31 protein-coding genes and 1 pseudogene are annotated in these 25,869 nt (G+C 65.4%); 14 read left to right on the top strand and 18 right to left on the bottom strand.

All coding sequences use genetic code 11. The features are described 5' to 3' along the window. Positions 1-90 precede the first annotated feature (90 nt). From NM2_RS30920 to NM2_RS49475, 6 genes are all read right to left on the bottom strand, one after another. On the bottom strand, positions 91-1,230 hold the full coding sequence (locus NM2_RS30920) for a WXG100 family type VII secretion target (RefSeq protein WP_169816265.1): 1,140 nt from the start codon (positions 1,228-1,230) through the stop codon (positions 91-93). Between the two features lie 184 nt (positions 1,231-1,414). Next, a complete protein-coding gene (locus tag NM2_RS30915; RefSeq protein ID WP_157121416.1) occupies positions 1,415-1,816 on the bottom strand; it encodes a hypothetical protein in 402 nt (133 codons plus the stop codon). A 38-nt stretch (positions 1,817-1,854) separates the two neighbouring features. Next, positions 1,855-2,367: a DUF3558 domain-containing protein gene (locus tag NM2_RS53100; RefSeq protein WP_084531736.1), complete on the bottom strand. Its 513-nt coding sequence runs from the start codon at positions 2,365-2,367 to the stop codon at positions 1,855-1,857. Positions 2,368-2,705: 338 nt separating this feature from the next. After that, positions 2,706-2,909 carry a DUF397 domain-containing protein gene (locus tag NM2_RS30910; protein WP_067676211.1) on the bottom strand — a complete coding sequence of 68 codons (204 nt, stop codon included), beginning with the start codon at positions 2,907-2,909 and terminating at the stop codon, positions 2,706-2,708. After that, the gene (locus tag NM2_RS30905; protein WP_157121415.1) at positions 2,906-3,778 is read right to left on the bottom strand and encodes a helix-turn-helix domain-containing protein; all 873 of its coding nucleotides are present in this window, start codon (positions 3,776-3,778) and stop codon (positions 2,906-2,908) included. The genes NM2_RS30910 and NM2_RS30905 overlap by 4 nt, the downstream gene beginning before the upstream one ends. 240 nt (positions 3,779-4,018) lie before the next feature. Beyond that, complete coding sequence (locus tag NM2_RS49475) at positions 4,019-4,222, bottom strand: hypothetical protein (protein ID WP_157121414.1); 204 nt, start codon at positions 4,220-4,222, stop codon at positions 4,019-4,021. Between the two features lie 494 nt (positions 4,223-4,716). On the opposite strand from NM2_RS49475, the gene NM2_RS49470 reads away from it, so the two are divergent. Both NM2_RS49470 and NM2_RS30900 read left to right on the top strand, forming a co-directional pair. Continuing rightward, complete coding sequence (locus tag NM2_RS49470; protein ID WP_157121413.1) at positions 4,717-4,893, top strand: hypothetical protein; 177 nt, start codon at positions 4,717-4,719, stop codon at positions 4,891-4,893. Next, positions 4,890-5,105 carry a hypothetical protein gene (locus tag NM2_RS30900; protein ID WP_067676201.1) on the top strand — a complete coding sequence of 72 codons (216 nt, stop codon included), beginning with the start codon at positions 4,890-4,892 and terminating at the stop codon, positions 5,103-5,105. The genes NM2_RS49470 and NM2_RS30900 overlap by 4 nt, the downstream gene beginning before the upstream one ends. 250 nt (positions 5,106-5,355) lie before the next feature. Here NM2_RS30900 and NM2_RS51020 read toward each other — a convergent pair whose 3' ends face one another. Next, entirely contained in the window at positions 5,356-6,153 is a 798-nt protein-coding gene (locus tag NM2_RS51020; protein ID WP_218026023.1) for a GNAT family N-acetyltransferase, read from the bottom strand. A gap of 103 nt (positions 6,154-6,256) precedes the next feature. After that, positions 6,257-6,952, bottom strand: a complete 696-nt coding sequence (locus NM2_RS30890; RefSeq protein ID WP_067676335.1) for a maleylpyruvate isomerase family mycothiol-dependent enzyme — start codon at positions 6,950-6,952, stop codon at positions 6,257-6,259. Positions 6,953-7,101: 149 nt separating this feature from the next. On the opposite strand from NM2_RS30890, the gene NM2_RS30885 reads away from it, so the two are divergent. Beyond that, the gene (locus tag NM2_RS30885; protein WP_067676196.1) at positions 7,102-7,764 is read left to right on the top strand and encodes a nitroreductase; all 663 of its coding nucleotides are present in this window, start codon (positions 7,102-7,104) and stop codon (positions 7,762-7,764) included. Between the two features lie 65 nt (positions 7,765-7,829). Here NM2_RS30885 and NM2_RS30880 read toward each other — a convergent pair whose 3' ends face one another. Further along, positions 7,830-8,564, bottom strand: a complete 735-nt coding sequence (locus NM2_RS30880) for an SDR family oxidoreductase (protein ID WP_067676193.1) — start codon at positions 8,562-8,564, stop codon at positions 7,830-7,832. Positions 8,565-8,653: 89 nt separating this feature from the next. Between NM2_RS30880 and NM2_RS30875 the strand changes: the two genes are divergently transcribed. Beyond that, the gene (locus NM2_RS30875; RefSeq protein ID WP_067676190.1) at positions 8,654-9,562 is read left to right on the top strand and encodes a LysR family transcriptional regulator; all 909 of its coding nucleotides are present in this window, start codon (positions 8,654-8,656) and stop codon (positions 9,560-9,562) included. A gap of 331 nt (positions 9,563-9,893) precedes the next feature. Further along, positions 9,894-11,231 (top strand): MFS transporter, encoded by a 1,338-nt coding sequence (locus tag NM2_RS30870; RefSeq protein WP_084531734.1) that lies wholly within the window; start codon positions 9,894-9,896, stop codon positions 11,229-11,231. 47 nt (positions 11,232-11,278) lie between these two features. On the opposite strand, the gene NM2_RS30865 is transcribed toward NM2_RS30870, so the two are convergent. Beyond that, on the bottom strand, positions 11,279-11,674 hold the full coding sequence (locus NM2_RS30865; RefSeq protein WP_067676186.1) for a hypothetical protein: 396 nt from the start codon (positions 11,672-11,674) through the stop codon (positions 11,279-11,281). Positions 11,675-11,786: 112 nt separating this feature from the next. After that, positions 11,787-12,161, bottom strand: a complete 375-nt coding sequence (locus NM2_RS30860; RefSeq protein WP_067676184.1) for a MerR family transcriptional regulator — start codon at positions 12,159-12,161, stop codon at positions 11,787-11,789. A 65-nt stretch (positions 12,162-12,226) separates the two neighbouring features. Here NM2_RS30860 and NM2_RS30855 point away from each other — a divergent pair, with 65 nt between their 5' ends. Together NM2_RS30855 and nfi are read left to right on the top strand one after the other, a co-directional pair. Continuing rightward, on the top strand, positions 12,227-13,063 hold the full coding sequence (locus NM2_RS30855; RefSeq protein ID WP_067676178.1) for a polysaccharide deacetylase family protein: 837 nt from the start codon (positions 12,227-12,229) through the stop codon (positions 13,061-13,063). 284 nt (positions 13,064-13,347) lie between these two features. After that, positions 13,348-14,022: a deoxyribonuclease V gene (gene nfi / locus NM2_RS30850; protein ID WP_157121412.1), complete on the top strand. Its 675-nt coding sequence runs from the start codon at positions 13,348-13,350 to the stop codon at positions 14,020-14,022. Between the two features lie 128 nt (positions 14,023-14,150). On the opposite strand, the gene NM2_RS30845 is transcribed toward nfi, so the two are convergent. Continuing rightward, on the bottom strand, positions 14,151-14,993 hold the full coding sequence (locus NM2_RS30845) for an NAD(P)H-binding protein (RefSeq protein ID WP_067676326.1): 843 nt from the start codon (positions 14,991-14,993) through the stop codon (positions 14,151-14,153). Positions 14,994-15,250: 257 nt separating this feature from the next. Beyond that, positions 15,251-15,679, bottom strand: a complete 429-nt coding sequence (locus tag NM2_RS30840; RefSeq protein WP_067676173.1) for a MarR family winged helix-turn-helix transcriptional regulator — start codon at positions 15,677-15,679, stop codon at positions 15,251-15,253. Positions 15,680-15,768: 89 nt separating this feature from the next. On the opposite strand from NM2_RS30840, the gene NM2_RS30835 reads away from it, so the two are divergent. Next, positions 15,769-16,494 (top strand): glucose 1-dehydrogenase, encoded by a 726-nt coding sequence (locus NM2_RS30835; RefSeq protein ID WP_067676167.1) that lies wholly within the window; start codon positions 15,769-15,771, stop codon positions 16,492-16,494. A gap of 7 nt (positions 16,495-16,501) precedes the next feature. Here the strand turns inward: NM2_RS30835 and NM2_RS30830 are convergent, their stop codons facing one another. Beyond that, a complete protein-coding gene (locus NM2_RS30830) occupies positions 16,502-17,716 on the bottom strand; it encodes a M50 family metallopeptidase (RefSeq protein WP_067676164.1) in 1,215 nt (404 codons plus the stop codon). Between the two features lie 20 nt (positions 17,717-17,736). Further along, a complete protein-coding gene (gene dxr / locus NM2_RS30825) occupies positions 17,737-18,876 on the bottom strand; it encodes a 1-deoxy-D-xylulose-5-phosphate reductoisomerase (RefSeq protein ID WP_067676324.1) in 1,140 nt (379 codons plus the stop codon). Between the two features lie 116 nt (positions 18,877-18,992). Between dxr and NM2_RS30820 the strand changes: the two genes are divergently transcribed. Beyond that, positions 18,993-19,268, top strand: a complete 276-nt coding sequence (locus NM2_RS30820) for a DUF2631 domain-containing protein (RefSeq protein WP_067676162.1) — start codon at positions 18,993-18,995, stop codon at positions 19,266-19,268. Between the two features lie 405 nt (positions 19,269-19,673). Here NM2_RS30820 and NM2_RS30815 read toward each other — a convergent pair whose 3' ends face one another. Together NM2_RS30815 and NM2_RS30805 are read right to left on the bottom strand one after the other, a co-directional pair. Beyond that, positions 19,674-20,444: a LysR family substrate-binding domain-containing protein gene (locus tag NM2_RS30815; protein ID WP_067676156.1), complete on the bottom strand. Its 771-nt coding sequence runs from the start codon at positions 20,442-20,444 to the stop codon at positions 19,674-19,676. A gap of 536 nt (positions 20,445-20,980) precedes the next feature. Beyond that, positions 20,981-22,003, bottom strand: coding sequence for an FAD-dependent oxidoreductase (locus tag NM2_RS30805; RefSeq protein ID WP_245718294.1), 1,023 nt, complete (start codon positions 22,001-22,003; stop codon positions 20,981-20,983). On the opposite strand from NM2_RS30805, the pseudogene NM2_RS47990 reads away from it, so the two are divergent. Next, positions 22,002-22,844: pseudogene (locus tag NM2_RS47990) on the top strand (glycoside hydrolase family 27 protein); the annotation flags it as partial. The gene NM2_RS30805 and the pseudogene NM2_RS47990 overlap by 2 nt on opposite strands. Here NM2_RS47990 and NM2_RS51970 read toward each other — a convergent pair. Beyond that, a complete protein-coding gene (locus NM2_RS51970) occupies positions 22,767-23,162 on the bottom strand; it encodes a hypothetical protein (protein ID WP_067676151.1) in 396 nt (131 codons plus the stop codon). The pseudogene NM2_RS47990 and the gene NM2_RS51970 overlap by 78 nt on opposite strands. Between NM2_RS51970 and NM2_RS51965 the strand changes: the two genes are divergently transcribed. The 4 genes from NM2_RS51965 to efeU form a co-directional block, all read left to right on the top strand. Then, the gene (locus NM2_RS51965) at positions 23,161-23,496 is read left to right on the top strand and encodes a hypothetical protein (protein WP_067676149.1); all 336 of its coding nucleotides are present in this window, start codon (positions 23,161-23,163) and stop codon (positions 23,494-23,496) included. The two genes, NM2_RS51970 and NM2_RS51965, sit on opposite strands and share 2 nt — an antisense overlap. Positions 23,497-23,580: 84 nt before the next feature. Beyond that, a complete protein-coding gene (gene curA / locus NM2_RS30790; protein ID WP_067676146.1) occupies positions 23,581-24,597 on the top strand; it encodes an NADPH-dependent curcumin/dihydrocurcumin reductase in 1,017 nt (338 codons plus the stop codon). 114 nt (positions 24,598-24,711) lie between these two features. Further along, positions 24,712-24,912 carry a hypothetical protein gene (locus NM2_RS30785; RefSeq protein WP_067676143.1) on the top strand — a complete coding sequence of 67 codons (201 nt, stop codon included), beginning with the start codon at positions 24,712-24,714 and terminating at the stop codon, positions 24,910-24,912. A gap of 107 nt (positions 24,913-25,019) precedes the next feature. After that, on the top strand, positions 25,020-25,869 hold an 850-nt coding region (gene efeU, locus NM2_RS30780), incomplete at its 3' end, for an iron uptake transporter permease EfeU (RefSeq protein ID WP_174575704.1).

The following is a 25,869-nucleotide window of genomic DNA, read 5'->3' as shown; positions in this document are numbered from 1 at the left end:
CCCCGCACAGTACATCGCGGGCCGATCGTCGGTCCCGCGCAATCCACCCGCGCCACAGTTGCGTCGACCGGCTGGTAGCCGAACGGCCGATCATTCGGCGTAGTCGCCGCCGATGACGCCGCCTGGGAGTAGGCGCGGTTCGGGGCCGATCAACTCTTCCTGGACTCCCCTGAGGTAGTCGGCGGTCTTGTGCTCCTTGTCGTCCTCGCCGTCCTTCTTCTGGCTGTGCGGCATCATGCTGCCGAGGCCCGAGGTGGATTTGTTCGCCGCGTTGGCCGCGGTGGCCGCGGTGGTCGCGCCCGCGGTCGTACCCGGGACGCTGGAGCCCGCACCGCCGCCGGTGTTGAAACCGCCTGTGCCCGTAGTGCCCGCGGTGCCCGAACCGGACGGGCTGTACCCGGCGGTCGTGGTCGAGGGCGAGTAGCTCGAACTCGTGCCGGTGGTCGCGTCCGGAAGATTCAGGCTCGACGGGCTGGTCGAACTGTTGCTGCTGGTGGGGTTGTAGCTGGTCGGACTGTTACTGGTCGCGGTGCTGCTCGAATTGCTCGCACTCGAACTGTTCGACGGGCCGTAGCTGCTGGAATTCGAGTTGTACGACGACGGGCCGTTACCGCTCTGCGAGGGACCGGACGGCCCCGAGGCGCCACCGGAGTTCTTGTCCGCCTTGGTCGCTCCCGGCATCTTCGGAACTTGTTTATCCGCGTCGGGGAGGTATTTGGCGTAAACGTTGTTCATCACGTCGCGGGCCTGCGACTGAGCATTGTTCGCCCGGCCGTGGTCGGCCATCCCATGGGCCATATCCGTGGCAGCGCCTGCCCCCGGGAGAATCGAACTCGCGACGACATCGGTGACGATGCCCGCGATCGAGGTCCTGCTGTTCTTCGCCTTGTCCGGAAGCTGGTTCTTGACCTGCGTCAGCGTCGCGGCGGCGTCACCGACCTTGCTCGCCACTATTTGCGCGGCGTTCTTCAGCGAGTCCACATCATCGGCGAACTTGCGCACGCTCGTCTTCGCGGCGTCGGCGGTTGCGCCGGACCAGCCGTTATTGAGCTCACTTTCGATCGCACCCTGGAACAGAGTGCACTTCGTGTGCAGGTCGTTAGCAATGTTGTTCCAGGCATCGACGCTATCATGCAGGCTCTGAGTGTTGATACTGTCTCTGTACTTGAGAATATCGTCGTGCGACATGCCATTGAAGTTTTCCATCAACTGCGCGACGGTCTCAGGCATGTACTCGCCGTGATAGTTCTGACCGAGGCTGTTACTTATCGTCTGTGCGGCGTTGCGATCCGCACCCCCCTTGGTCTCGGCATCCTTCTGACTCTGCGTAGGCTTGACGCTAGAGCTGAACTGACTGGTCAGACCGCTGATAAAATCACCGAATCCCATTTCGCCTTCAATCCCCCTGAACTAGTTAACTATTGATATTCTTTGTAGCTTGACGAATCTTATCTTTGGTAGCCTCGTCTGAGCTGATAAACGCTTCTTTTGCCTTCTTCAGCATTTCTTCCATCTGCTGCACGACATCAATGCGCTCTTGAATCGCCTCTTTCAGGGAGCCCGACCCGGTACCGCCGCTCGCCAACGTGTTGAATTTATTTCCGAGCGCCGACGCAGAATTGAGCGAACCATACGAATCCGCGCGCACCAAGTTATCGCAGTGGTTCAAGAAATACTTTAAATCTACCATGTAATTCTGACAGTGCTGGATACATTTATCCGCCACACCATCTTCGATAATGAGCTGGCCCGACGCAGCCCCATTAGCAAGATTCGTGAACTGCTGCTTCATATCAAGTTGATTAGCGTCGACCATGATTCTCGATCCGTCCTATGTTTCCAATTTCATGATCTTTATTTAGGGATCGACGAATTCAGGGAGTTTGCCGACCGCAGAGCAATCGCACAAAGATCGCCAGCGGACGGGGATCCATACTGTTGGCGAATTACCACCTGCACTACCCCCTTCGAAGTGGGGAAGTCGACACCACAGTTGTCATTGCTAGAGCCCTGGGTCTCACTGACAGCGTTTCGACCAGCCACATCGACATCGTGCACATTTTTGAGAAGGTTATTGGTACGAACCTCGTCCATCGTGTGCACGGTAGTGAACACATTCAAATAGTAGGTGTCGTTTCTCCAATCGCACCCCTTCCACCCAGTCTGATGCCCACCGAATGGGTTCGTATCCTTCGTACTCGGATCGACCCCAGTTGCTTGGAGAGCGCTGTCTGACAACGTGCACGGATCCCAAAGCTGAGCCTCAGTTAGCTTGGCCGCGGATGTTGTCGCCGATCCCGACTCACTCTTGCATCCGGCCACTGCCAGTACTGCACACACACCAGCCACTACCGCCAGCGCACGCATACAACCCCCGATCGTCGAGAACAAGTCGACTTACCTTAGCAATCGGATGTACCTTCGACGACCTCTCAGGGGAGCAATCTCGCCGTCCATCATGAGCTTGCACATCGATGCTGTGAACCGTTGGGCCACAAGAGGACCCGCAGCGTCTGCACAGGCCAGACGCGCTCGATACCGTAAGCATCGCGTTTCGAACCTGTATGCAGCGCTTCGGACGGGCCTGATGTGGTCACAGACGACATGGTCGGCATCGGATGAACTCCGACGCCGACCATGTTTCATCTGCGGGCCGGTGAGCAGTGACGTTACTGAAAAATGCTGCTACACCGAAGAATTGGCCCTTACCGATCGAGCCCACCCTCCGCGAGCCGATCGGTGAACGCATCCCACTCGGCTGAACTGAAAACCAGCGCCGGACCGGACGGATTCTTCGAATCTCGGACGCCGACCATGTCTTTATGCAGATGGGCCACCTCAACGCAGTCTTTACCGCTGAGGCTCCGACTGCTCTTGAACCACCGCGCACCCGACAAGTCGATGATCATAGTCCCCACTCCTTCTGAATCGCCTCGATGAGGCTTCGGGTGTCGTTCTCGCTCAAGGCTACTCGCTCGAGGTCGTGTCGAGCGTCCTGATACAACTCGATCTCAGCGGGCTTATCCAGGTAGAGCACACCTGCGAGGCTCTCCACGTAGATGACGGGCGGCTCGGTGAGTACCGGATTCGGATGCTCCGGGAACTCCAGGAAGGAAAAGTCTTTGGCATGCAGGCCCAGATGTATCGGAGCGTCGAATGGAACAATCCTGATCGACACATTTGGAAGCCGACTGCCCTCGAGCAGGTGCCGCAGCTGGCTGATCATTACAGCCTTGCCACCGATATTCTGTCGTAGCACGGAGTCGTACAAGAAAACTGTGAATGTAAAGCTCGGGTCATCCAGACGCTCTTGTCGTTTCGCAAGGATCCCCAGTTCGCTATCAATATGCACTGGACGCCCTTGCGCTTCCCATATCGCTCGCCGGTACTCCGGAATCTGAAGCAATCCAGGAAGAACTGCCATATGCCACGTTGCCAGACGGCACGCCGCTCCCTCGAGGCCAACATACAACTCAGCATCCGGAGCGAGCCCACCTGCGAATGATTGCCACCAACCGTCCTTACGCGACTCCTCTGCCAGCCACAACAGAACCCGACGCTCATCGTCAGTGACCTCGTACAGGTCACACAACAGATTGACGGTCACACGCTTGATCGTGCTGCTGCGACCGGTTTCCAACCGCCACAACGTCTGCGAGCCCATCTCGCACCGCCGTGCCGCGTTGGTCCGGGTCATCTTGCGCTTCTCCCGAAACTCACGCAGACGGCGACCGAGCTCGCGGCGCGGCAGAGAGCTGTTGTGTGGTTCGTCAGACACTGAAAACACCGACCTTCCATTTGCGGGGTCACCGTTCTGTACGACATTCGGATTCGTTCCATATCAAATGGAATGTTCCAATGTTCCAAACCATGTGGAGTGATTTCGTCTCCAGGCGAAATCCAACGGTGGCCCCCCACCGTACCCGTCGAATGATTTACTGGCATGTGTTCGCGGCCACCGAATCTCATCGGTCAGTGGTCTTATTTGCCGATGCCACAACCTTTTCCGCATTGCGTTTTACGCGCCGACGACCGATCCACCGAGCAGAAGAAACGGAAGATGCTGTACTACACCAGAACCGGCGACACCATCGTCATCCCGTCGGAAGTGTGCGAACACGCCGGTCTCGACCTCGCACACCACCAGATGCAACACCACCTGACCTGCCGCATCGACCACTGCGCCTGGAAATGGGTCGCCTACGCAACCCTCGTCCACCACGGCCGCACAGTCCCCCCGATCACCACCCCACGCGAACGAGCCCACCGCCGCGGCCTCCCCATACCCGTTGACGCGAGCCCGACACACACACCGAATTTCCCGGAGCCACAACCTTTCCGGAAGATTCTCGACAGCCTCGACCGTCTCGCCCAGGAAGTGCGTGGCCAGGGGGATGCCCCGCCCACCTCCAACCACTGCACCCAACCATTCCACAGTCGAGGTGATGCCCCATGAGCCCGATGTCCGCCTGGGATGAACTGTCGAGCATCATCACCGTCCTCACCGGCTGCGCGGTGGTCCTACTCGCCCTCGGCTGCCTATGGCCGCTCCGCCCGAACCGCTGCCGGCCCTGGCACCCCCACCGTCCGAACCCAGCCGACCAGCCCTCACCCGCGTCCTCCAGCGATGCACCGCAACACCATTGCCCCGCAGACCGCTCAGCCCCATCGACCTGCGGCACTACACCACAACCCGGTCGCCCGCACCCCACCCCAGTGCCCGCACCCTCGTCCTGCGGCACTCCCGCCCAACCGTTCACCATCGCCACCGCCCACCGCGACATGCAACTCCACCGCGACCACACCTGCGCCCGCAAACGCGCCGCCTTCGCCGCCCTGGTAGCCGCAGGCCGCATCACCCCCGACTCCTACCGCCCCTGGCGGCACCCATGACGGATCAACACGAAACCCACACCACCCCAACACAATTCCCGCCACACCTCATCCGAGCGATAACCCTGATCGCCCGCGCGACCACCCAGGGCTACCGCCTCGTCCGCAACAACCCAACCCCCTACAAATGGCAACTCCTCGACCTCACCGACAACGAACCCGTCTACACCGCAGACACCCTCGAAGAAATCGAGACCTGGCTCGACACCTGACATCGTCCGGCCGATCAGCCAACCGCGACAACGGATCACGGCAACCCACACATGCATGGGATATTTGCCAGCATGCTCACGGTGAAGATGAAACGATCGGGCGGCCATCACCCTGGGGGCGCTGTCGGGATTCGGGGGCATGGAACCACGGGCCGGATTGGCCGGTGGTTTGCGTGAACTGCCTGAAGCACGCGCAGACGAACCGGGTCGGCGGGATCGCGGGCGATCAATGACCGCATGACCGCTCTGCTCAGCCGCGCTCTCCTTCCTCGATCTTGAAGGTGCGGAAGCCTCGTCGGTGATAGTTGGACAAAGCGTGAGGATGGTCCAGCGTCGAGGTGTGTAGCCAGACTCTTTTCACCGTGGGGGTCAGCTCCCAGGCCCGCTGAACTCCGAGTGTCAAGGCGTGTCCGCCCAGGCCCATGCCGACGAACTCCGGTACCAGGCCGAAGGTTTCGATCTCGACCTCGTCGTCCGGGTGGACATCGTAGGAAAGCAACCCTGCCGGTTCATCTTCGAAGGTCAGCAGCCAGAACGTCCGGCCCGGGCAGCTCGCGAACCAACTTGCCCATTCCGCTTCGGCTCGCCTGGCACTCGTCCAGCCGTAGGGAGCGCCGATCCGGACCTGGAGATCGACAACCAGTGGTGAATCTCGATCCAAGGGACGCAGGTCCATGCCGGGAACCGGAGCGGCCGACTCGAGCTGACCACGGGCTGTCATTTCCACGTAGGTCACCGTCTCCTTCACCCTCGAAAGGTTACGTCGATCCGCAAGCCTCCTACGGCCCCAGCGCCAACCCTGCTGTGCCACATGGCCGTTGCCAACGCTCGTCGACGCCGCAGCCTTGTACCGGCAACGGCCCCCCAGGAGCCACGGCAGAACCAACGTCATGAGCCGGGCCGTGAGATGAATCCGCATCACGCTTTTCGAATCGGGCGACGAACCGCAGTTCCAGCGCGTGGGCCAGCCGTTCGAGCATCCCGATAGTGGGGGCACGCCCGGCGTCATACTCGTCGGCATCGAAGTCCGGTCGATCGAACCGCTCACGCCGCAGCGCATCCATACTCATGTGATCGCTCATCGTTCAGTGCGTCTCTGTAGAAGCTGTTCCGGGCGTGCCCGTGGTCGGCCTCGCGCACTTTCCCGCAGGCTAAGGCACCAACGGACCGGACAATGCGCGCTCGCCTGCCTTGCGATCTCCCGACCACGTGAGTGCGGGGTCGGAGAGAGGTTTGCGGCCCCACAGGGCGAGTAGCAGATCCGAGGCGGTACCGGACAGCCGGGCAGCCGGTTCGGCTGGGCCATAGGTCCAGCTGTCTCCGGTATCGGTGGCGTGGATACCGATCGCCGTATCCGGCTCTACGGCCAAGCCGCGCTTGATCATTCGGGGTGCGAAGAGTTCGAAGACCTCCGCGATGCCGTCGGCCGCCAGGTCCGGGGCGAACGGTTCTGGTGTGCCGAGCGCATTCTGCCCGTCCCACAGGTGCATCAGCGTCTCGTGCATCCGGCGCCGACGCCAGAAGCCCACTGTGCGCGGTAGCTGGCTGGTGAAAGTCCAGGCCGGGGTTTCGGGGTCTACGGACAGCGCCGCGACGAGGGCGGATGCGGTGTCGTCGTACCAGTCTCGTAGCCGGACCGGATCTTTGGGTGCGGGCTCATCCTGACGATCACCCCGCCCCTCCCGCACACCGACCACCACCCACATATTGCCGTTGCCCAGGTGGTCGGCCAGATCGAGGAAGGTCCAGTCGCCGCAACTGGGCACGGGCTCGGACAGGTCGAGATCGGCGGTGATCAGCGCACCGAACTCGATGAGCTTTGCCCGCAGTACTGCAAGATGGTCCACATCGCCCACGATATCCGCTGCCAACCGGGGTCTTCCCGACCGATGGCGCACTCGTCGGCATCGAAGCGCAGTCGACGGATTCCCCAGATCGAAAGTCATTGTTGTACAAGAGGAATCGTTCATCGGGCAGGCATACGTAGGATGCGGGGGTGGATGTCTACGAGGCGGTGCGGAGCAGGCAGTCGATTCGGGCGTTCACCGGGGAGCCCGTGGGTCGGGAGGTTCTGGAACGGGTGCTCGGTGCGGCTGCTCGTTCGCCTTCCGGGGGCAATCTGCAACCTTGGCACATCTATGTCCTGAGCGGTGATCCGCTGACGGAGTTGAAGAAACGGGTCGGCGAGCGGATCGCCGCGGGTGACCGCGGGGACGAACCGGAATTCGCCTGGTACCCCCCGAACCTGACCTCCCCGTATCGAGAGCGCTTGCATGAGATGGGCGCCCGCCGCTACGAAGCCGTCGGCATCGATCGCGACGACGCCGCCGGACGCGCCCGGGTCAGAGCCGAGAACTGGAACTGCTTCGGCGCGTCCACCGCCCTGTTCTGCTACCTCGACCGCGATATGCCCGCACCCCAATGGGCCGACGCGGGCATGTACCTGCAAACGGTGATGCTCCTCCTCCGCCAGGAGAATCTGCACACCTGCGCCCAGATCGCCTGGTCCGAATACCACCGCACCGTAGCCGAGACGATCACACCACCACCGGAGCGAATCCTGTTCTGCGGCATGTCGATCGGCCACCCCGACCCCGAGATCCCGCACCAGTACAGCGTCCGGGCCCCACTGTCCGAGACCGTGACATTCCTCGACTGACCCGCAGACATCCAGACACGCCGGATCGGATCCACATCGACCGGACACCGCACCCGAATCCGGTGTCACAACTGGGTGCCGCCACCGTCCACCGCGAGTTCGGCGCCGGTGGTGTACGTCGCATCGAAGGCGAGGAAAACGGCGGCGCGCGCGACCTCCTCCGGGGTTCCCAAGCGCTGCATCGGAACCTGGGCGGTGAGGCCCGCCAGCATTTCATCCGCCGCTTCGGGGGGCAGCTTCTTGGCCAGAATGCCCGTGTCGATCGGCCCCGGGCTCACCGCATTGACACGTACGCCGCGCGGTAGCAGTTCGCGAGCCCAGGTGCGCGCCATCGACCGCAGAGCCGCCTTGCTCGCCGAGTAGACACCGAGGTCCTGCTGCCCCAGCTGGTTCACCACCGAGGTGGTCAGCACTACGCCGCTGCCCTCGGCCAGCAGCGGCAGCAGTCGTTGCAGGGTGAAGTAGGCCCCTTTGGTATTGGTCGCGAAGATGGCGTCGTATATCTGCTCGGTCGTCGCCTCGAACGACACCATGTCGGTGATGCCCGCATTCAGGAACACCGCATCCAGTTGACCGAACGTCTCCGCGACCTTCCCCGCCAAGGAGTCGATGTCGGCTTTGGCAGTCGCGTCGCTGCGAACCGCGATCAGGCCCTCTTCGCTCGCCGTTTCGAGCGCGGCTTCGGTGCGCCCGGTGACGATCACCCGAGCGCCCTCGGCGGCCAGCAGACGTGCGATCGACAGGCCGATTCCGTTGCTGCCGCCGGTGACGAGCGCGCGCTTTCCGTCGTGTTTTCCCATGTCTCCATTCAAATCTCGGACGGTCGACGGCGTCCAAGACCTGATCGGCAACCCGGCATGCACGCACGGCATGCCGGTACGCTCGAAACGTGCGCATTCCCGGTTCGGATCTCGATCTGCGGCTTGTCGGCTACTTCACCGTCGTCGCGGAGCACGCCAACTTCGGTCGCGCCGCCGCGGTGCTGCACGTCGCGCAGCCGTCTCTGAGCCGCCAGATCCAGCGCCTCGAGGAACATCTGGGCGTGCGCCTGTTCGACCGCACCCCGCAGGGCAGCCCGCTCACCGCGGCCGGTCGCGCTTTTCTGCCGCAGGCTCGGGCGCTGCTGCACGCGGCTCATGAAGCCGAGCTCACCACCCGCGACGCCGCCGCCCCGCGCGAGTTGACCATCGGGTACGTGGAGGACCTGGTGATCACTCACGCCGTACGCCGGCTGCGACGCGAGCGCCCCACGGCCCGCATCCGCACCCGCCACCTGGCCTGGAACGATGCCCGCGCCCTCACCGACCGCCGGGTGGACGCCCTGGTCGCCCGCGCCCCACTGCCCTTCCCCACCGACCGCCTGCGCCTCACCGAACTGTGGGCCGAGCCGCGGGTCCTGGTCGTCCCCACGGACCACCGCCTCGCTGGTAAGGAGTCGGTGACCGTGGACGACTTCGTGGACGAAGCTCTTCCGCAATGCCCGAACGCGGTCCCGCAGTGGAGCGACTTCGCCCGTCTGGAGCCGCGGCCGGACGGCATCGCGGCTCGCAGCGCACCGATGGACTACGAATCGTTCGAAGACAAGCTCGACCTCGTCGCCGAGGCGCGGACGATATTGATCCTGGCCGCCGGCGACCGGCGGCCCCAGCTGCGCCCCGACCTGACCACCGTGCCCATCGAGGGCATCGACCCGGTCCGCGTCGTCCTGGCGACCCGCTCGGCCGACGCCAACCCTCTGATCACGGATTTCCTGGCCGCCTGGCCATCCGACGCGCTCGCTCCTCGGGCGCAGCGGTGATACCCCCGCGCGCCGCATCCGTGACCTTCGGATTGTCCTGAGCCACAATCCATTACAGCTTCCCTCGCGCTGTACCGACAGCGGCCGAGGTTCGGTCAACCCGGGGTGATGATCAGCTTGCCCCGCGTCGCGGATATTCCTTCCTGGTTCGGTCGTTCGACGCCGACGGGACTTGGTGCCGTCACTATAGCCTCAGTCATGGGACCAAGTCCCGTAGAGAGATCGCGCGCCGCCTCCGGCTGGAATCTCGGTGATCGGAACCCTTCTGAGCGCCTGCGCCAAGCCCTAGCCTGGCTGGTCGAGTCGACGCTGGAGAAGAAGAGGATCACCCATGTCGTTACTGGAATCCGCGTCGGTGAACGAGCGCGGGGTGGCGGATGATCGGCGGCTCACGGCCACCGACACGCGAACCGCGATCGCGGCGAGTCTGATCGGGACCACCGTCGAGTGGTACGACTTCTTCCTCTACTCCACGGCTGCCGGAATCGTGTTCGGCAAGTTGTTCTTCCCGAATACCAGCAGTTTCGTCGGGACGATGCTGTCGTTCGCGACGTTCGCGGTCGGATTCCTGATGCGGCCCATCGGCGGACTCGTCTTCGGGCATATCGGCGATCGGATCGGGCGCAAACGGACACTCGCGCTGACGATGGCGCTGATGGGCGCATCCACGGCGTTGATGGGTGTACTGCCCACCGCGAGCGCGATCGGGGTCGCCGCGCCGATTCTGTTGCTGCTGTTGCGAATTCTGCAAGGCTTCGCGCTCGGCGGGGAATGGGCCGGGGCGGTGCTGCTGGCCGTGGAATACAGTCCGCGCCGCAAGGTGGGGATCTTCGGCAGTTATCCGCAGATCGGCCTCGCGCTCGGATTGGCTTTGGGCACAGGCGTTTTCGCACTACTGCGGTCGACGCTGAGCGAATCCGCCTTCCTGAGCTACGGGTGGCGCATCGCGTTCGGCGCGAGTGTGGTGCTGGTCGCGATCGGATTGATCGTGCGGCTGCGGATCGATGAGACGCCCGCGTTCCGGGAGATCGACCGGCTCAACCGGATCTCCAAGGTGCCCGTTGTCGAACTGTTCCGGAACGTGCGCACCCGCCGCAATACCGTCCTCGGCCTGCTGTCGCGCTGGGGTGAGGGCGCGGCCTTCAACACCTGGGGCGTGTTCGCGATCACCTTCGCCACCGGTCATCTGGGGCTGAGCCAGGTTCCGGTGCTCGTCTCGGTCACCATCGCCGCCGTGGTGATGGCCGCGCTGATCCCGATCTCGGGACGGCTCACCGACCGATACGGTCCGCGACGGGTCTACATCGTGGGCATCGCGGCGTACGGGCTGCTGGTGTATCCGGTGTTCGCACTGTTCGAGACGAAGAACATCGTGCTGTTCGCCGCCGCGATCACCGTGGTGTTCGGCGGCGCGCACGCGCTGTTCTACGGCGCGCAGGGCACCCTCTACGCGGGCCTGTATCCGCCCGAGGTGCGATACACCGGGCTGTCGTTCGTCTATCAGGTCTCGGGGATCTACGCCTCGGGCATCACGCCCATGATCGTCACCTCACTCATCGCGGTGACGCACGGTTCACCGTGGCTGGCCTGCGGGTACCTCGCGGCGACGGCGGTGGTGAGCGTCGTGGCGACGCGGTTCATCAGCGAGGACGACCGGCTCACCACCTGAAACGTCCGGCCCACGGGAAACGTGTCCCGGGGCCGGACGTAACAGCGTCAGCCGAGGGTGAACAGCTTGGCCGTCCCCTTGATGACCGTGTCGTTGCGATCCACCAGCGCGGCGCGGACCTGCACCTGACGCCCACCCGAGAGCGGCGTGCCCTGCAGGATGACCACGGTGGTGTGCTGAGCGCCGTTACAGGTGATGGCCTTCTGCGTGCCGGTGCCGGTCGGCCGGTCGGAGGTGGGATCCCCGGCCATCACCCGGATCGCGGAGACTCCCGCCGAGGCATCGCAGCTGTAGTTCACCTTGATATTGCTGGGGCCGACTCCCGTGACGTCGATGCCGTTGGCGGCGAACGCCGGCCCCGCGGCCAGCGCCACGGCCGCCCCAGCGGTCCCCACCACGATCGACAGACGAGCGGTATGCCGAAACTTCCCGAGTGTCACCATGATTCGTCATTCCTCCTGCGTAGCGGACATGGTCGCGGAACACACTCAGAACGCACGGTGCCAGGCACCGCGTGACCATCCTCCCCTATCGCCCTGCCCCGCACCAGCCCCATCAGCCAGTCGGGCGCATACAGCCGCGCAACGAGTCGATATAGGCCGTCATGGCGTCGCGGTTGTGTGTGAGCAGTTCGACGCGCTCGGTCAGGCGATCACGCTGGGATTCCAGGACTGCGATGATCTCCGGCGTCGCGTCGGCGAAGTGGATATCGCTGGGGTCCTGTAAGCAGGGCAGGATCTGCTTGATGAGCCGCGTCGGCAGACCCGCGTCGAGCAGTCCGCGGATGTGCACCACCTGATCGACCAGACGTTCGTCGTAGTCGCGGTAACCGTTGGCGGCGCGGCCGACGCGGATCAGTCCCTGCTCCTCGTAGTACCGCAGCAGACGTGGCGAGGTCTGCGTGCGCTCCGCCAATTCCCCGATCCGCATATGCCGCTCCTCACAACGACTTCCGGTTGACTCTCACATATGTGTGAGGGTTCGAGCATAGCGATATGAGTACGGACATCACCCTTTTCGACTACAGCCCGATCATCGATCGTGAGCCGATCCGCTGGCCCGGCGGTAAGCGTGTGGCCTTCTACGTCGGGCTCAATATCGAGCACTTCTACGTCGATCTGCCCGGCACCGCGACCTACGGCTGGCGCGACTACGGCCCGCGCGTGGGCATCTGGCGGTTGATCGACACCCTGGACAAGTACGGCATCCGGGCCAGCGCACTGCTGAATTCCGATGTGGGCGAACGGTATCCGCAGATCATCCGCGCGGGTGTGGAACGCGAGTGGGCATGGCTGGCACACGGCAGCAGCAACAGCCACCTGCACACCGGACTGTCCCCCGAACAGGAGCGAATCGCCTTGCGCGACATCGTCACCACGATCGAACGCACCACCGGGCAGCGCCCGCGCGGCTGGATGGGACCCGGCCTGACCGAAACCTTCGAAACGCCCCGGCTGCTCGCGGAACTGGGCCTGGACTACGTCCTGGACTGGACCAACGACGATCAGCCCTACCCGCTGAACGTCCCGGGCATGCTCAGCGTCCCGTACTCGGTGGAACTCAACGACATCGGCATCTTCGTGAGCAAGGGACTCACCGGCCCCGATTTCGTCCGGATGGTCGTCGATCAACTCGACCAGCTCTACGAGGACTCCGCCGACAGCGGCCGGGTGCTGCCCCTGGCGCTGCATCCGTTCGTCACCGGTCAGGCGTTCCGCCGCCGGTATCTGGACGAGGCGCTGGATTACGTCACCAATCATCCGGGCGTCTGGGTCACCACCAGCGACGAGATCGCCGCGCACTACCGGAAAACCGCATTGAACAGCAGATAGTCTCCGACGCGGCCGGGATCGCACACGGGTTCCTCGATCACGCGCACGCCGATGCCGAATATCGGATCCGCGCTGTCCCCGGCCGCGTCTGCCGGACCACACTTGCTCGCGGGATCGGGATTCGCGGCTTCATGCATCCGAGATCCGGTCCGGCACTGAGCGCCGGTCAGGGAAGCTGGGTCGGCGCACGGGGCCGGCAACGAAAGCGGAACTACCCGGACGACACCGCCTACCCGGTCCACGCGCTCGCCCGGCCGCATCCGCTGAACCGCTAGATTGAACGCATGCGGCTGGCGATGACGGCGGAACTTCCGGACGATCCGGATGCGGCTGTGGCGCTTCAGAATCGGTTGCGGGATCAGGTCGATCGAAGCGATCCGCGACCGCCACACTTCGAGACCGTCGCGGGACTGGATTCCGCGTATGACGAACAGGGAAATGTCGTCGCGGCCGTGGTGGTTCTGGACGCCGCGACGCTGGCGCCGGTGGACACTGCCACCGCGCACGGGACGACCGAATTCCCTTACATCCCAGGACTACTCGCGTTCCGGGAGTTGCCGACCGTCATCGCCGCGCTCGAAAAGCTGGGCACCACACCGGATCTGCTGATCTGCGATGGGCAGGGGCTGGCGCATCCGCGCCGCTTCGGGCTGGCATGTCATCTCGGGCTACTGACCGGACTGCCCACCATTGGTGTCGCGAAATCGTTGTGGGGCAATGCTTCCGAGCCGGGTCCCGAACGTGGATCGGTCAGCGACATCCTCTTGAGCGACGAGGTGGTCGGCCGGGCGGTCCGCACCCAGCCCGGCGTGAAACCCGTGTTCGTCTCGATCGGACATCGCATCTCGCTCGACACCGCCTGCACGACAACACTCGCCCTCGCACCGCGCTACCGCCAACCCGAGACCACCCGACAGGCCGACCACCTCTGCCGAACCCTGTTGCGCGAGAACGCCTGATGCGCTGCTCAGGCTGCTCGGCTCCCTGAACACCGAACCACCCACCCTTCGATCGGCGCACACCACGTCAAGCGCAGGACATTCCGGACGACTCGGGCGTAGCCACCCCGCCGAGCTGAACAGCCCTTTCAATGGGTGAATGCGGCGGCATGATCGACGGCCCACGCGGCGAAGCCGAGAGCGGGGCGGCCGAGCAGCTGCGCGACGACGTCTGTGGTCGGGCCCGGATCGCGGGCGTAGTCGGACAGGGAGCCGAGCAGTCGAGCCGGGACATCCTCGGGTAGACCCTGCGCTGTCATGGCGGCGTATACCTGCTCGGGAGTGAGTTCGAGGAACGACAGCTCACGCCCGATGGCCTTGCCGAGGATCCGGACCTTGTCGTACTGGGTCAGCGATTCCGGGCCGGTCAGCACATACCGGCGGCTCGCATGACCGTCCTCGGTCAGAGCGCGGACTGCGACGGCGGCGATATCGCGCTCGTGGATCGGGGACGTGGCGGCCGTGCCGTATGCCCCGCGCACTACGTCCCCGCCGTGCAGCTGCGGCGCCCACGCCAGAGCATTGGCGTCGAAGTCGGCGCAGCGCAGCGCAGTCCATGCCAGGCCCGATGCCTCGGCCGCGGCTTCCAGCGCCCGGAAGCCCGCGATGAACCGAGGTTCCCCGGCCGGGTACTCGACGGTCGCCGCCGAGACCACCACCACTCGCCGAGCGCCGTGATCGGCTGCGGCGGAGAGGATTTCGCGCGCCGATGCGATAGCGGCCCGAGAGCTCAACAACACCGCCTCGACACCGCTCCAGGCTTGCTCCGGAATCTTCGGCACCGACGAATCACCCTGTACCACAACAGTTCCCGGTGGCATACCTGCCGTTCCGGGATCGCGGGTAATGGCGGTGACCGGCGCATCGGCGGCCCGCAGCCGCGCGACGACCTCCCGGCCGACGATCCCGGTAGCTCCGATGAGGACGTACATGATCAACCTCTCCCATGCCCGGCAAGCCGCCGAGGCAACTCGATCCAACAGTCATGAAATATGAAACTCATATTATCCAGTTCGAGTTAGAGATGATATGATTCTCGTACATTATTTCTCGATCACCGCGAGGATCGACGCCGCCTACGGGCAGGCCGTCGCCACATGGGCGGACGTGACGGCTCCGGCGCAGTTGATGTCGCCGCTGGATGCGGCGGGCACGTCCGGGCAGCGCGACGTTGTGACGTCGGCGCGTGTCAGTTGCCGGGCCGACTATCGGCCAACGCGGTTGCCGAAGCCTGTACGAGCGCGACCAATTGCCCCCGATCGATGGATGGCAGCCGCATGCTCAATTCCTTTTCGAGGGCTGCCCGAATTTCGGACCGCATCGCTTGGCCCTGATCGGTGATGACGACCCGGGTCACTCTGCGGTCCGCGGGATCGGTCCGCCTGGCCAGCAATCCTCGGCGCTCCAGCCGATCCACCAAGCCGGTCACGTTGGTCTTGTCGCAACCCAGCGCACTCGCCAACTCGCCGAAAGACGGTGGGTGACCACGCAATTGGCACAGCAGTTCAGCCTGCTGCATCGTCAATCCGAGCCGCCGGGCTATCAGGTGATAGAGCGCGTTCACCTCACGATTCAGCCCTGCGAAGGCCGCCGCCAGCCCTGGATCCTCGGTCGCCATGCAGCAAGTCTAGAGAACCGACTGTTGACAGTCTCAACAAATTGGTTGATTATCTCTACTATCTAGATAGTGGACTATTGGGAGGTGTCATGCCGGTCGCGATCGTTACCGGAGGATCTCGCGGGATCGGGCGGGCCATCGCGGAGCGACTGGGCGCTGACGGCGCGGCGGTCGTCGTCAACTACCAGTCCAACCGATCCGCGGCAGAGCAGGTGGTCGACACGATCGAACGATCAGGCGGTCGAGGCGTTGCCGTACGGGCCGACGTCGCCGATCCGACGCAGCTACGAGGTTTGTTCGATAGCGCCGAAGAGCGCTTCGGAGGAGTGGACACACTCGTGAACAACGCCGGCACGGCCAGATTCGCCCCGATCGCCGAGGCTACCGACGAAGACTACGAACTGATGTTCTCCCTCAACACCAGAACCACCTTCGTCGCGTTGCGTGAGGCCGCGAACCGGTTGCGGGACAACGGCCGGATCATCGTCATCTCATCCGGGGTGACCGCCACGCATCGCCCAGGGTCCGGCCTGTACAGCGCGAGCAAAGCGGCGGGCGAGGAACTGGTCCGAATACTGGCCAGGGAACTCGGGCCACGCGGGATCACCGTCAACAACGTGCTGCCGGGCGCGATCCGGACCGAGGCGCTGGCCGCGGCGCGCAGCCCGGAGCTGACCGCGCAGGTCGTCGCATCCACCCCACTCGGCCGCATCGGCGAGCCCGGCGATATCGCCGACATCGTCGCCTTCCTGGCCTCCGACGCGGCCCGGTGGATCACCGGCGAAACCGTCCACGCGGGTGGCGGATTGTTCTGAGGCCCGGTCAGAAGAGCTTGATCGGATTCACGATATCGGCGACGAGGACCAGGACCATGTACGCCCCGCCGATCACCACGACGACGTAGGTCGCCGGTAGGAGTTTCAGGTAGTCGACCGGGCCGCCCGCGTCCAGACCGCGCCGACCGCGCAGCAGGTTGCGGACCTTCTCGTAGAGCACGACCGCGATGTGCCCGCCGTCCAGCGGCAGCAGCGGCAGGATGTTGAACGCGCCGAGGAAGAAGTTCAGGCTCGCCAGCACCAGGATGAACACGTTCCACAGGCCGCGCTCGGCGGTCTCGCCACCGATCTTGCTCGCCCCGTACACGCTGACCGGCGTATTCGGATCGCGCTGGCCGCCGGTCACCGCGTGCCACAGATTCACGACCTTGGTCGGCATCTGCGCCAGCGATTCGAAGGTCTTGCCGAACATGTCGCCGGTGAACCCGATCGAGGCCGGGATCGCGGTGAGGACGTTGTAGTGCGAGGTGTCGTAATAGTCCTGCGAGACGCCGATCTTGCTCGCCGTCACCGCGGTCGTGGCGGGCTTGTTGGTCGTGGGATCGATCGGATAGGTGGTCACCCGCACCGGATCGACCGTGATGTGCAGCGTCTTGCCGTCCCGCTCGACGGTGTAGTCGATCGGTCCGGTGCGATCCTTGGTCTCGCTCGCGATCTGCTCGATGTTCTTCACCGCGACGCCGCCCACCGCGATGATCTTGTCGCCGCGACGCATACCCGCCAGCTGGGCCGGCCCCTCGCCGCTGCACTTCTGGTGGGTGCCGTCGGCATTGTCCGCGCCCGCGCAGGCCACGGCGATCTGGTTGTCCGGCGGCGAATCCAGGCGCGGCAGACCCCAGCCGACCGCCAGGATCACGATCAGGATGAAGCCGAGCACGAAGTTCATCACGATGCCGCCGACCATCACCACCAGCCGTTTCCAGGTCTTCTGGCGGTACATCGCCCGATCCAGATCCGCCGGATCGATCTCGTCCAGCGCGGTCATCCCGGCGATATCGCAGAAACCGCCCAGCGGCAGGGCCTTGAGGCCGTATTCGGTCTCACCGCGGCGGAAGGAGAAAACCTTCGGGCCGAATCCGATGAAATAGCGGCGCACCTTCATGCCGGTGGCCTGGGCGGCCCACATATGCCCGCATTCGTGCAGCGCCACCGACGCCGTGATACCGAGGGCGAACAGCACGAACCCGATCGCGAACCCCATGCGGTGTCGATCCTCCTGCGTCAGTTGCCTACGTACGTGCGCGCACGCCGTCTCGCCCACGCGTCCGCCGCGAGCACCTCGTCCAAGGTACTGGGTTCCGCGCGCCACTGGTCGGCCGACTCGACCACAGCCGCGACCGTGCGCACGATACCGGGGAAGCCGATCCGTCCGTCGAGGAACGCCTGCACCGCGATCTCGTTGGCCGCGTTGTAGGTCGCGGTCACGGTTCCACCCGCCTGACCGGCCTGGCGAGCCAGTTCGACGGCCGGGAACACCTCGGCGTCGACCGGTTCGAACTCCCAGGTGTGCGACTTCGTGAAATCCAGCGGGGCGAGGGTACCGGACACCCGGTCCGGCCAGCCCAGGGCCAGCGCGATCGGCAGTTTCATATCGGGTGGGCTGGCCTGGGCGATCGTCGAGCCGTCGGCGAAGGTGACCATCGAATGCACGATCGACTGCGGATGCACGGTGACGTCGATGCGGTCGTAGGGAATGCCGAACAGCATGTGCGCCTCGATCAGCTCGAGGCCCTTGTTGATCAGGGTGGCCGAGTTCAGGGTGTTCATCAGGCCCATCGACCAGGTCGGATGGGCCTTGGCCTCGTCCGGGTTCACCGAATCCAGCATCGCGGCGGTCCAGCCGCGGAACGGGCCGCCCGACGCGGTGAGCACGAAACGGTCCACCTCCTGCGCCCGGCCGCCGCGCAGGCACTGCGCCATCGCCGAATGTTCCGAGTCCACCGGGACGATCTGGCCGGGCTTGGCCGCCCGGGTCACCAGTGAGCCGCCCGCGACCAGGGATTCCTTGTTCGCCAGGGCCAAGCGGCGGCCCGATTCCAGGGTGGCCAGGGTCGGTTCGAGTCCGAGCGAACCGACCAGGGCGTTGAGTACGACGTCGGCATCGGTGCGGCGGACGAGTTCGGTGACCGCATCCGGACCGGCAAGGGAGACACCGAGTTTCGCGGCCGCGGCGGGATCGGCGACGGCGACCTCGGTGGTTCCGGTGGCCCGGATCTGCTGTGTCAGTAGATCGGTATTGCCGCCGCGCGCGGCGAGCCCCACCACCTGGAACCGGTCCGGGTTCTCGGCGATCACCTCGAGCGCTTGCGTACCAATGGAACCGGTGCTGCCCAGGAGCAGGACTCTCACTATGTCGGACACCACTTCATTGTTCCGCACTACGGAAGCGGACACCTGCTCACCCCACTGGCTACGACGGGCAGTCGTATGTAACGATGATGTCCGACAGTTCTACCTGTAACCGATGGGAGCGAGCAGTGGCCGGCACGGAAATGGAACACGCCGAGAGCGGCGTCGTCACCAAGGTCGACCCCGCCGAGGTTCCCTCCGCCGCCTTCGGCTGGAGCGGTGAATCTCGACGCACCTTCAAGGTCGCGGGCGTCGTCGTCGCCCTGATCCTGCTCGCCATGCTGTACGAGAACCAGCAGGGCGCCTCCACCGGTTGGACCGGGTACACCTACCTGATCCTGTTCGCCACCGCCATCGTGGGCATCCTGGTCCGCGATTTCGTCACCAGGAACAAGCCCAAGTAGAACCGGGTAATCGGCCGCTCGGAGCCCTGCGGGGCACGTCACCGGGCGGCTTTCTGCTGTCCGGGGAAGTATCCGAGATCGCTCTGATCCGCAACCGAAGCCCCTGTGGCACAGAGAAATTCGGTTCCTCGCGACCGAGGTGCCCGAGCCTGTGGGTCCTCGTGCGACGACGGTCTTGCGCCCCGTTGCTCAGCACCCGGCATGAACTCGTAGCGTCTCGACGTCGGGCCACCCCATCGCTCTCGGCTGTCGTCCATACGCACTGTCCGTCGGCCGGCGTCTTGTCGTCGGCCCCCTGCACTTCTATTGTCTGTCATCGGCCTCGATCACCCGTAGCGATGGTGCTCCACCAGCGACAAGCGGCCTCGGCTCGTTGCTCCTGCCGCCGATAGCGAGCCACGGGTCTTATCCGCGACCTCGCCGCCCGCGAGTTCCCCGACCCTTTGCAGCGCCTGCCCTCGCACCAGGCTTCCCGCCTGCGGACTTGCCGGTCGCGGGCTTGCCGCCCGCGGACTTCCCGCCGCCGGAACGCGCTCGCCCGGACTGTGTTCCCGTTCCGTCGGCCGTACCGGTCCTGCCATCGGCGGTTCTACCGTTGCCACCCGACGACGCGTCCTGCTGGCCACGGGTGCTGCGAGCCGTACGGCCTCGGACGACGCCGATGAAATCCTCCACCGCCGGATTGTCCAGGTCGATCGGCCAGGCCAGGGCGATCTCGGTCGGGGGGAGGTCGGTGACCGTGCGGTAGACGAGGTCCCTGCGGTGATGCAGGCGGGCCAGCGAATGCGGCATGATCGCCGCGCCGCCGACCGCCGCGACCAACTCCAGGGTGCCGGACAGGGCGTCGAGGTCGTCGGCGTCCTGCATGCGCTCGTCGGTGAGATCGGTCGTGGCGACCTCCTCGAACAGCGCGATCGGATGGTCCTTCGGCACCACGACGACGGGCAGTTCTCGATACAGCGGAATCGCGTGCATCCCGTCGCGATCGATGGGCAGGCGGACGAAGCACATGTCGACCTGCCCGTCGCGCAGCGCCGACTCCTGCCGCGCCTGCGGGATGCCGACCACGTCGAGCGAATCGTCGGTGAACCGCTCCGACCAGATCCGTGCCCACTTGGCGACCGTCACGCCCGGCACGTATCCGACCCGCAGCGCATCGGGAGCACACTCGTTCATCCGACCAAGCGTATGGGATGCGGGCGACCGCTGTTCCGGCCGTCGCCATCCGGCCGGGGCACCGCCGCCTGGCTGAGCCCGCAACGTCGGAACGACCACCAACGCCTACGTTTCGTTTACCACGTCCGACCGCATCACGGCCATCGGCTGGGGCACTACCGTCCCAGCCGTCGACGGCCCGAGATACATGGTCGGCCGACCCCATTTGAACGACGATCCCGCCGAAACGTGCTTCTTGCATGGTCGCTGGACGCCCATCGATGAAGCACTCGCCGGATTCTTCGTACCGGGTGCTGGAGTCGTCCGTGCCTTCGACCGTGTCGGTGTAGTAGGCGATCATTCCGCCACTCACGCTCTCGTCAACATCGCTTTCGGGCAGATCGGGCAGTCGGACCTGATGCTCTGAGCCGACGCGCAGGGGAACCGGCGAGCCGAAGACGTCGGTCCTGGCAGCAGCGGCGCGAGCGACGACACCCGCGGTATTCACCGGTCGAGGCGATCGATGTTCGGGGGCTACGGAGGCAACGGGCCTGGGACTAGATGCCGTGTCGGCGCTCACCGCCGACCACCGTGGCGACCTTCGCCTCTTCCGCCGCCGAGAACGGTGATTCGTAGGCGGCCACGGCCAGTGCGGTCTCCTCGAGGATCAGATCGGCGTTGATCTGCGCGCCCGCCATGGCTCCGGCCGCGGCCGCCGCGCCGACCTGGGCGAAGGGGTCGGTGACGTTGCCCGCCAACCAGACTCCGGCGACCTCGGCCCGGCCGACCGGGTCCGACGGGATGTAATCGCCTGCGCCACTGGGATGTTCGACGGGGTACAGGTCGATTCCGGTGAGGAATCCGGCCCGCGCGACCAGGCGGGAGGCGACGGCCACCGCCGCTCGCGGGACCAGCGTGCCGTCGGCCAGGCGCACAGCGGTGATGTGCTCGCCGGTCACCTCCACCGACGCCACCTCGCCTGCCACGACGCGGATACCGCGCGCGGCGAGTTGCACCGCCTGCTCGGTGGACAGCGCGGGCGCGGTGTGCGCGAAGTAGACCACGTCATCGCTGAGCTGCCGGAACATCTGCGCCTGATGGACCGACATGGGTCCGGTGCCGAGCACTCCGATGGCCCGGTCGCGGATCTCCCAGCCGTGGCAGTACGGGCAGTGCACCACATCGCGGCCCCACTGCTCCCGCAGTCCGGGAATATCGGGCAGTTCGTCGACCACACCGGTCGTGACCAGCAGCCGACGCGCCCGCACGGACCTGCCGTCCGCCAGGCTCGCCACGAATCCGCCCTCGTCCCGCACGACCTCGGTGACCTCGCCGGTCACCACCGTCCCGCCGTATCCGGCGACCTCGGCGCGACCCCGGGCCAGCAGCTCACCGGGCGGGGTGCCCTCGCGGGCCAGCAGCCCGTGCACCCCGTCGGCGGGTGCGTTGCGCGGCGCACCCGAATCGATCACCGCGACAGATCGCCGCGACCGGCCCAGCATCAGCGCCCCGTTCAGCCCGGCCGCACCGCCACCCACGACGACCACGTCGTATCCGTCCTGCAATTGCTCGGTCACCATGACCACCTCCTCGACACACCACCCTCCGGATGACATCCGATTCCGGCAAGGAGTTTTGCTGAATCAGCAAAAATCACACAGACAACACCCCGCGCACTTTTCCGGCGCGCACACCCGACTCCGATATGCCACCGTGGTCGCAACCCGGCGAATCGGACGGGCCAAGTTCGGTGGGAGGCAGCGTGGTTCGAAAAGTCCGATGGGCCGGAACTCCTGGAACTCCGGAATCACGTTGTCGGAGAAGAATATCGAGACGACGATCGATGCCATGGTCGCCTCCGGCATGCGCGATGCCGGATACCGCTACGTCGATCTGGACGCGGGCTGGGCGGCCACCGACCGCGATGCGAACGGCGCTCTGCAAGCCGATCCGCAGAAGTTCCCGCACGGCATGGCGGCCCTGGCCCAATACGCGCACGACCGCGGCATGCTGCTGGGCCTGTACTCCAGCCCCTACAACGAAACCTGTGGGCAGACAACGCAGAACGCCAGCGCCGGGCACGAGGTCCAGGACGCGCGGACCTTCGCCGCCTGGGGCGTGGACTACCTCAAATACGACTGGTGCCGGGCGAGCAGCGACCTCGGCGATCAGGTCCGCAAGTTCACCGCCATGCGAGATGCGTTGCGCGCCAGCGGACGTCACATCGTCTACAGCATCAACCCGAACAGCTCCGACCGGGACACCGCGGGCGACTACGACTGGTCGCGAATCTCCGATGTCACCCGCAACGCGCACGATCTGTTCCCGTTCTGGCGCAACACATTACCGCCGGTCACGATCAACCAGTTCGTTCCGCGGAACTTCCTGGGCGTGGTCGAGCAGGTGCGCGTCGCCGCACCACTGGCCGCGCGCAGCCGTCCGGGGCACTGGAACGATCCGGACATGCTCGTCGTCGGCACCCAGCTCGCCGAATTCCTCGGCACCCATGTGGGCACGGCGCCCAGTGTGCTGCTCAAAACGCTTCCGCTGAACCAGGATCAGCAGCAAGCGGGTCGCGCGGCGATCAAGCAGCTCGCCAAGAAGGTCGTGCTGACCCCGGAACAGATTGCGGCCCTGAGTAATCCGCAATACAGCCTGACCACGGCCGAACAGCGCGCGCACTTCTCGCTGTGGGCGATGCTGGCCGCCGCTGATCGCGGGCAACGACGTGCGCACCATGTCCGCGCAGACCCGGGCCATCCTGACCAATCGGGAGGTCGTCGCGGTCGATCAGGATCCGGCGTCGGTACAGGGCGCGTTGCTGCCGACGGACGACCGGATCATGACCAAGCGCCTGTCCGACGGATCGACGGCCGTCGCGCTGCTCAACCGCGCCGAGAAGCCCGCCGACGTCATCACCACCGCGCGGGCCGCGGGCCTGCCGCCCGCATCCTGCTACACCGTGCGAGACCTGTGGTCGCACACCACGCACACCACGACCGGCGCACTCACCGCCGAGGCCTTGGCGTCCCACGACGCCGCACTGCTGCGCGTCACCCCGCACTGCGGCTGAGCAGCGGGTCCGCGTCGCCGGCGCAGTGCTGCGTGGGAGACTCGTGCGCGTACCGATTCCGACTCACCGGAGGTGGCAGCACCGATGAAGAGCACCCGGATCGTCCTGGCATCGCGCCCGGTCGGGATGCCCGAACCCGAGAATTTCCGAACCGAGACCGTCGAGCTGCCCGAACCCGATACGGGTCAGGCGCTGCTCGAAACGCTCTATCTATCGCTCGACCCCTACATGCGCGGGCGGATGAGCGATGCGCCGTCCTATGCGCCCCCCGTGCAGCTCGGGCAGACCATGGTCGGGGGCACGGTCTCGCGCGTCCTCGAATCCCGTGATCCCGCAGTGCGATCCGGTGACATCGTGCTGGGTTACGGCGGCTGGCAGACCCATTCGGTGGAGCCGGTGCGGTATCTGCGCCGCCTCGATCCGGCCGCCGCGCCGGTGAGCACCGCGCTGGGCGTCCTCGGAATGCCCGGATTCACCGCGTATTCCGGTCTGCTGACCATCGGCCGTCCGCAGCCCGGTGAGACGGTGGTCGTCGCGGCGGCCACCGGACCGGTGGGATCCGCGGTCGGGCAGATCGCGAAGATCCACGGCGCGCGGGCGGTCGGCATCGCGGGCGGTCCGCAGAAGGTCGCGCTGTTGCGGGATCGCTTCGGATTCGATGCCGCACTCGATCACCGCGCGCCGGATTTCGCCGAACAGCTCACCGCCGCGACGCCGGATGGTATCGATGTGTACTTCGAGAACGTCGGCGGCGCGGTCTTCGACGCGGTGTTCGGGCGGCTCAACTCCTTCGCTCGAATCCCGGTGTGCGGCTTGGTCGCCGACTACAACGCCACCGGCCTGCCCGAGGGGCCGGACCGGCTGGGGCTGCTCATGTCGACGGTGCTGCGCAAGAGCCTGACCGTCCGCGGCTTCATCCAGTCCGAATTCGCCGGTGAGCAGATGCCCGCCTTCCTCGAGCAGATGTCGCAGTGGATCGCGCAGGACCAGGTGCGTTATCTGGAGGACGTGATCGAGGGCTTCGACGGCACGATCGAGGCGTTCCGCGGACTGCTGGTCGGGAAGAACGTCGGCAAACTCGTTGTGCACGTAGCGGACTGATCGGTCGGTACGGCGGCGGGCGGCAGCGGCGGCCCGCCGCGAGGAGCCGCGGAAAATCTCACGTCGAATGTGAAACATGGGCCGCGCCACGGCGATACCTGTCACGTGAGCACCATGTCATTGCCCCTCGCGCCGGCCGACCGGCGCGCTGCGGTGCGACGGCTCGTCGCCATCTTCGGCTCGTTGAACGACCTGATAGACCTCCTCGACGCCGATCCTCTCGACCCCGCCCTCGCTCGCGCTCGCGCGACCCGTGACATGATCGGCGAACTCGTCGTCGATCTGGCCGGAACAGCTACCCGCACCTCGGCCTGATCCGCCGCGGACTCTCGCCACGCGTTTGCCACGACTATCAGAAATTTCACAGAATTCTGTGGCGAATAATTGGACCTGGCATATAGGTATGCCTTACCTTTGGCTTTGTGAATTGGGCTGAGGCTGTACCGAACCTGCTGATCTGCCTTCGGGAAGGTCTCGAAGCCGGTCTCGTGGTGACCATCCTGCTGGCCGCCGTGCGCAAGGCGGCAACCGCGGAACGTCCCGTCGCCACCGCACCGATCTGGCTCGGCCTGCTCGGCGCGATCTCGGTGGCGGGCAGTTTCGCGGCGGTGCTGACCTATTCGACCAGCGTGCTGTCCAGTTCGGCGCAGCAGTCGGTCGGCGGCGTCCTGAGCGTGCTGGCCGTGATCATGGTGACCGCGATGATCTTCTGGATGCGGCGCACGGCGGCGACGTTGTCCAAACAGTTGCGCGGTGAGGTCGTGCGCGCCGCCGCCCTGGGTGCGGGTGCGCTGGCGCTGACCGCGTTCCTCGCCGTCGGCCGGGAAGGGCTGGAGACCACGCTGTTCGTCTGGACCGCCGTCAAGGCGTCCGGCGCGACGGTGGCCCCGCTCATCGGCGCGGCGCTGGGCCTGATCATCGCCATCGCCCTGTGCTGGCTGCTGTATCGGCAGAGCGTGCGGTTCAACCTCGGGGTGTTCTTCAATCGGACCGCGCTGCTGCTGATCGTCATCGCGGCCGGTGTGCTCGCATACGGTCTGGGCGATCTCCAGGACGCGGGGTGGTTGCCCGGCCTGAAGTGGGTGGCCTTCGATGTGACCGCGCACGCGGACCCGAACTCCTGGTGGGTCTCGGTCATCTCGGGCATCACCGAACTCACGCCCAAGATGACGGTGCTGCAGGTCGTGTCCTGGGTGGTGTACCTGGCCGTGGTGATTCCGCTGTTCGTGCGGGCGGGCCGTCCGGCGAAGGCACCGGCCGCAGCCGCCGCCG

The organism is Nocardia miyunensis NBRC 108239 (assembly GCF_001613065.1).
Lineage (GTDB): Bacteria > Actinomycetota > Actinomycetes > Mycobacteriales > Mycobacteriaceae > Nocardia > Nocardia miyunensis.
The sequence above is the reverse complement of the archived record's forward strand: the minus strand, read 5'-3'. Positions and strand labels throughout refer to the sequence as shown.

What these genes read in the sequence shown, in the direction of transcription:
- NM2_RS30900 (WP_067676201.1), top strand. Translation starts at nt 4,890, where the DNA reads ATGACGGATCAACACGAAACCCACACCACCCCAACACAATTCCCGCCA.
- NM2_RS30855 (WP_067676178.1), top strand. Translation starts at nt 12,227, where the DNA reads ATGAGTACGGACATCACCCTTTTCGACTACAGCCCGATCATCGATCGT.
- nfi (WP_157121412.1), top strand. Translation starts at nt 13,348, where the DNA reads ATGCGGCTGGCGATGACGGCGGAACTTCCGGACGATCCGGATGCGGCT.
- curA (WP_067676146.1), top strand. Translation starts at nt 23,581, where the DNA reads ATGAAGAGCACCCGGATCGTCCTGGCATCGCGCCCGGTCGGGATGCCC.
- NM2_RS30860 (WP_067676184.1), bottom strand. Translation starts at nt 12,161, where the DNA reads ATGCGGATCGGGGAATTGGCGGAGCGCACGCAGACCTCGCCACGTCTG.
- NM2_RS30910 (WP_067676211.1), bottom strand. Translation starts at nt 2,909, where the DNA reads ATGATCATCGACTTGTCGGGTGCGCGGTGGTTCAAGAGCAGTCGGAGC.
- NM2_RS30830 (WP_067676164.1), bottom strand. Translation starts at nt 17,716, where the DNA reads ATGGGGTTCGCGATCGGGTTCGTGCTGTTCGCCCTCGGTATCACGGCG.
- NM2_RS30785 (WP_067676143.1), top strand. Translation starts at nt 24,712, where the DNA reads ATGTCATTGCCCCTCGCGCCGGCCGACCGGCGCGCTGCGGTGCGACGG.
- NM2_RS51965 (WP_067676149.1), top strand. Translation starts at nt 23,161, where the DNA reads ATGTCCGCGCAGACCCGGGCCATCCTGACCAATCGGGAGGTCGTCGCG.
- NM2_RS30835 (WP_067676167.1), top strand. Translation starts at nt 15,769, where the DNA reads ATGCCGGTCGCGATCGTTACCGGAGGATCTCGCGGGATCGGGCGGGCC.
- NM2_RS51970 (WP_067676151.1), bottom strand. Translation starts at nt 23,162, where the DNA reads ATGGTGCGCACGTCGTTGCCCGCGATCAGCGGCGGCCAGCATCGCCCA.
- NM2_RS53100 (WP_084531736.1), bottom strand. Translation starts at nt 2,367, where the DNA reads ATGCGTGCGCTGGCGGTAGTGGCTGGTGTGTGTGCAGTACTGGCAGTG.
- NM2_RS30805 (WP_245718294.1), bottom strand. Translation starts at nt 22,003, where the DNA reads ATGGTGACCGAGCAATTGCAGGACGGATACGACGTGGTCGTCGTGGGT.
- NM2_RS30915 (WP_157121416.1), bottom strand. Translation starts at nt 1,816, where the DNA reads ATGGTCGACGCTAATCAACTTGATATGAAGCAGCAGTTCACGAATCTT.
- NM2_RS30870 (WP_084531734.1), top strand. Translation starts at nt 9,894, where the DNA reads ATGTCGTTACTGGAATCCGCGTCGGTGAACGAGCGCGGGGTGGCGGAT.
- NM2_RS30865 (WP_067676186.1), bottom strand. Translation starts at nt 11,674, where the DNA reads ATGGTGACACTCGGGAAGTTTCGGCATACCGCTCGTCTGTCGATCGTG.
- NM2_RS30840 (WP_067676173.1), bottom strand. Translation starts at nt 15,679, where the DNA reads ATGGCGACCGAGGATCCAGGGCTGGCGGCGGCCTTCGCAGGGCTGAAT.
- NM2_RS30815 (WP_067676156.1), bottom strand. Translation starts at nt 20,444, where the DNA reads ATGAACGAGTGTGCTCCCGATGCGCTGCGGGTCGGATACGTGCCGGGC.
- NM2_RS30880 (WP_067676193.1), bottom strand. Translation starts at nt 8,564, where the DNA reads ATGGGAAAACACGACGGAAAGCGCGCGCTCGTCACCGGCGGCAGCAAC.
- NM2_RS30920 (WP_169816265.1), bottom strand. Translation starts at nt 1,230, where the DNA reads ATGCCTGAGACCGTCGCGCAGTTGATGGAAAACTTCAATGGCATGTCG.
- NM2_RS30845 (WP_067676326.1), bottom strand. Translation starts at nt 14,993, where the DNA reads ATGTACGTCCTCATCGGAGCTACCGGGATCGTCGGCCGGGAGGTCGTC.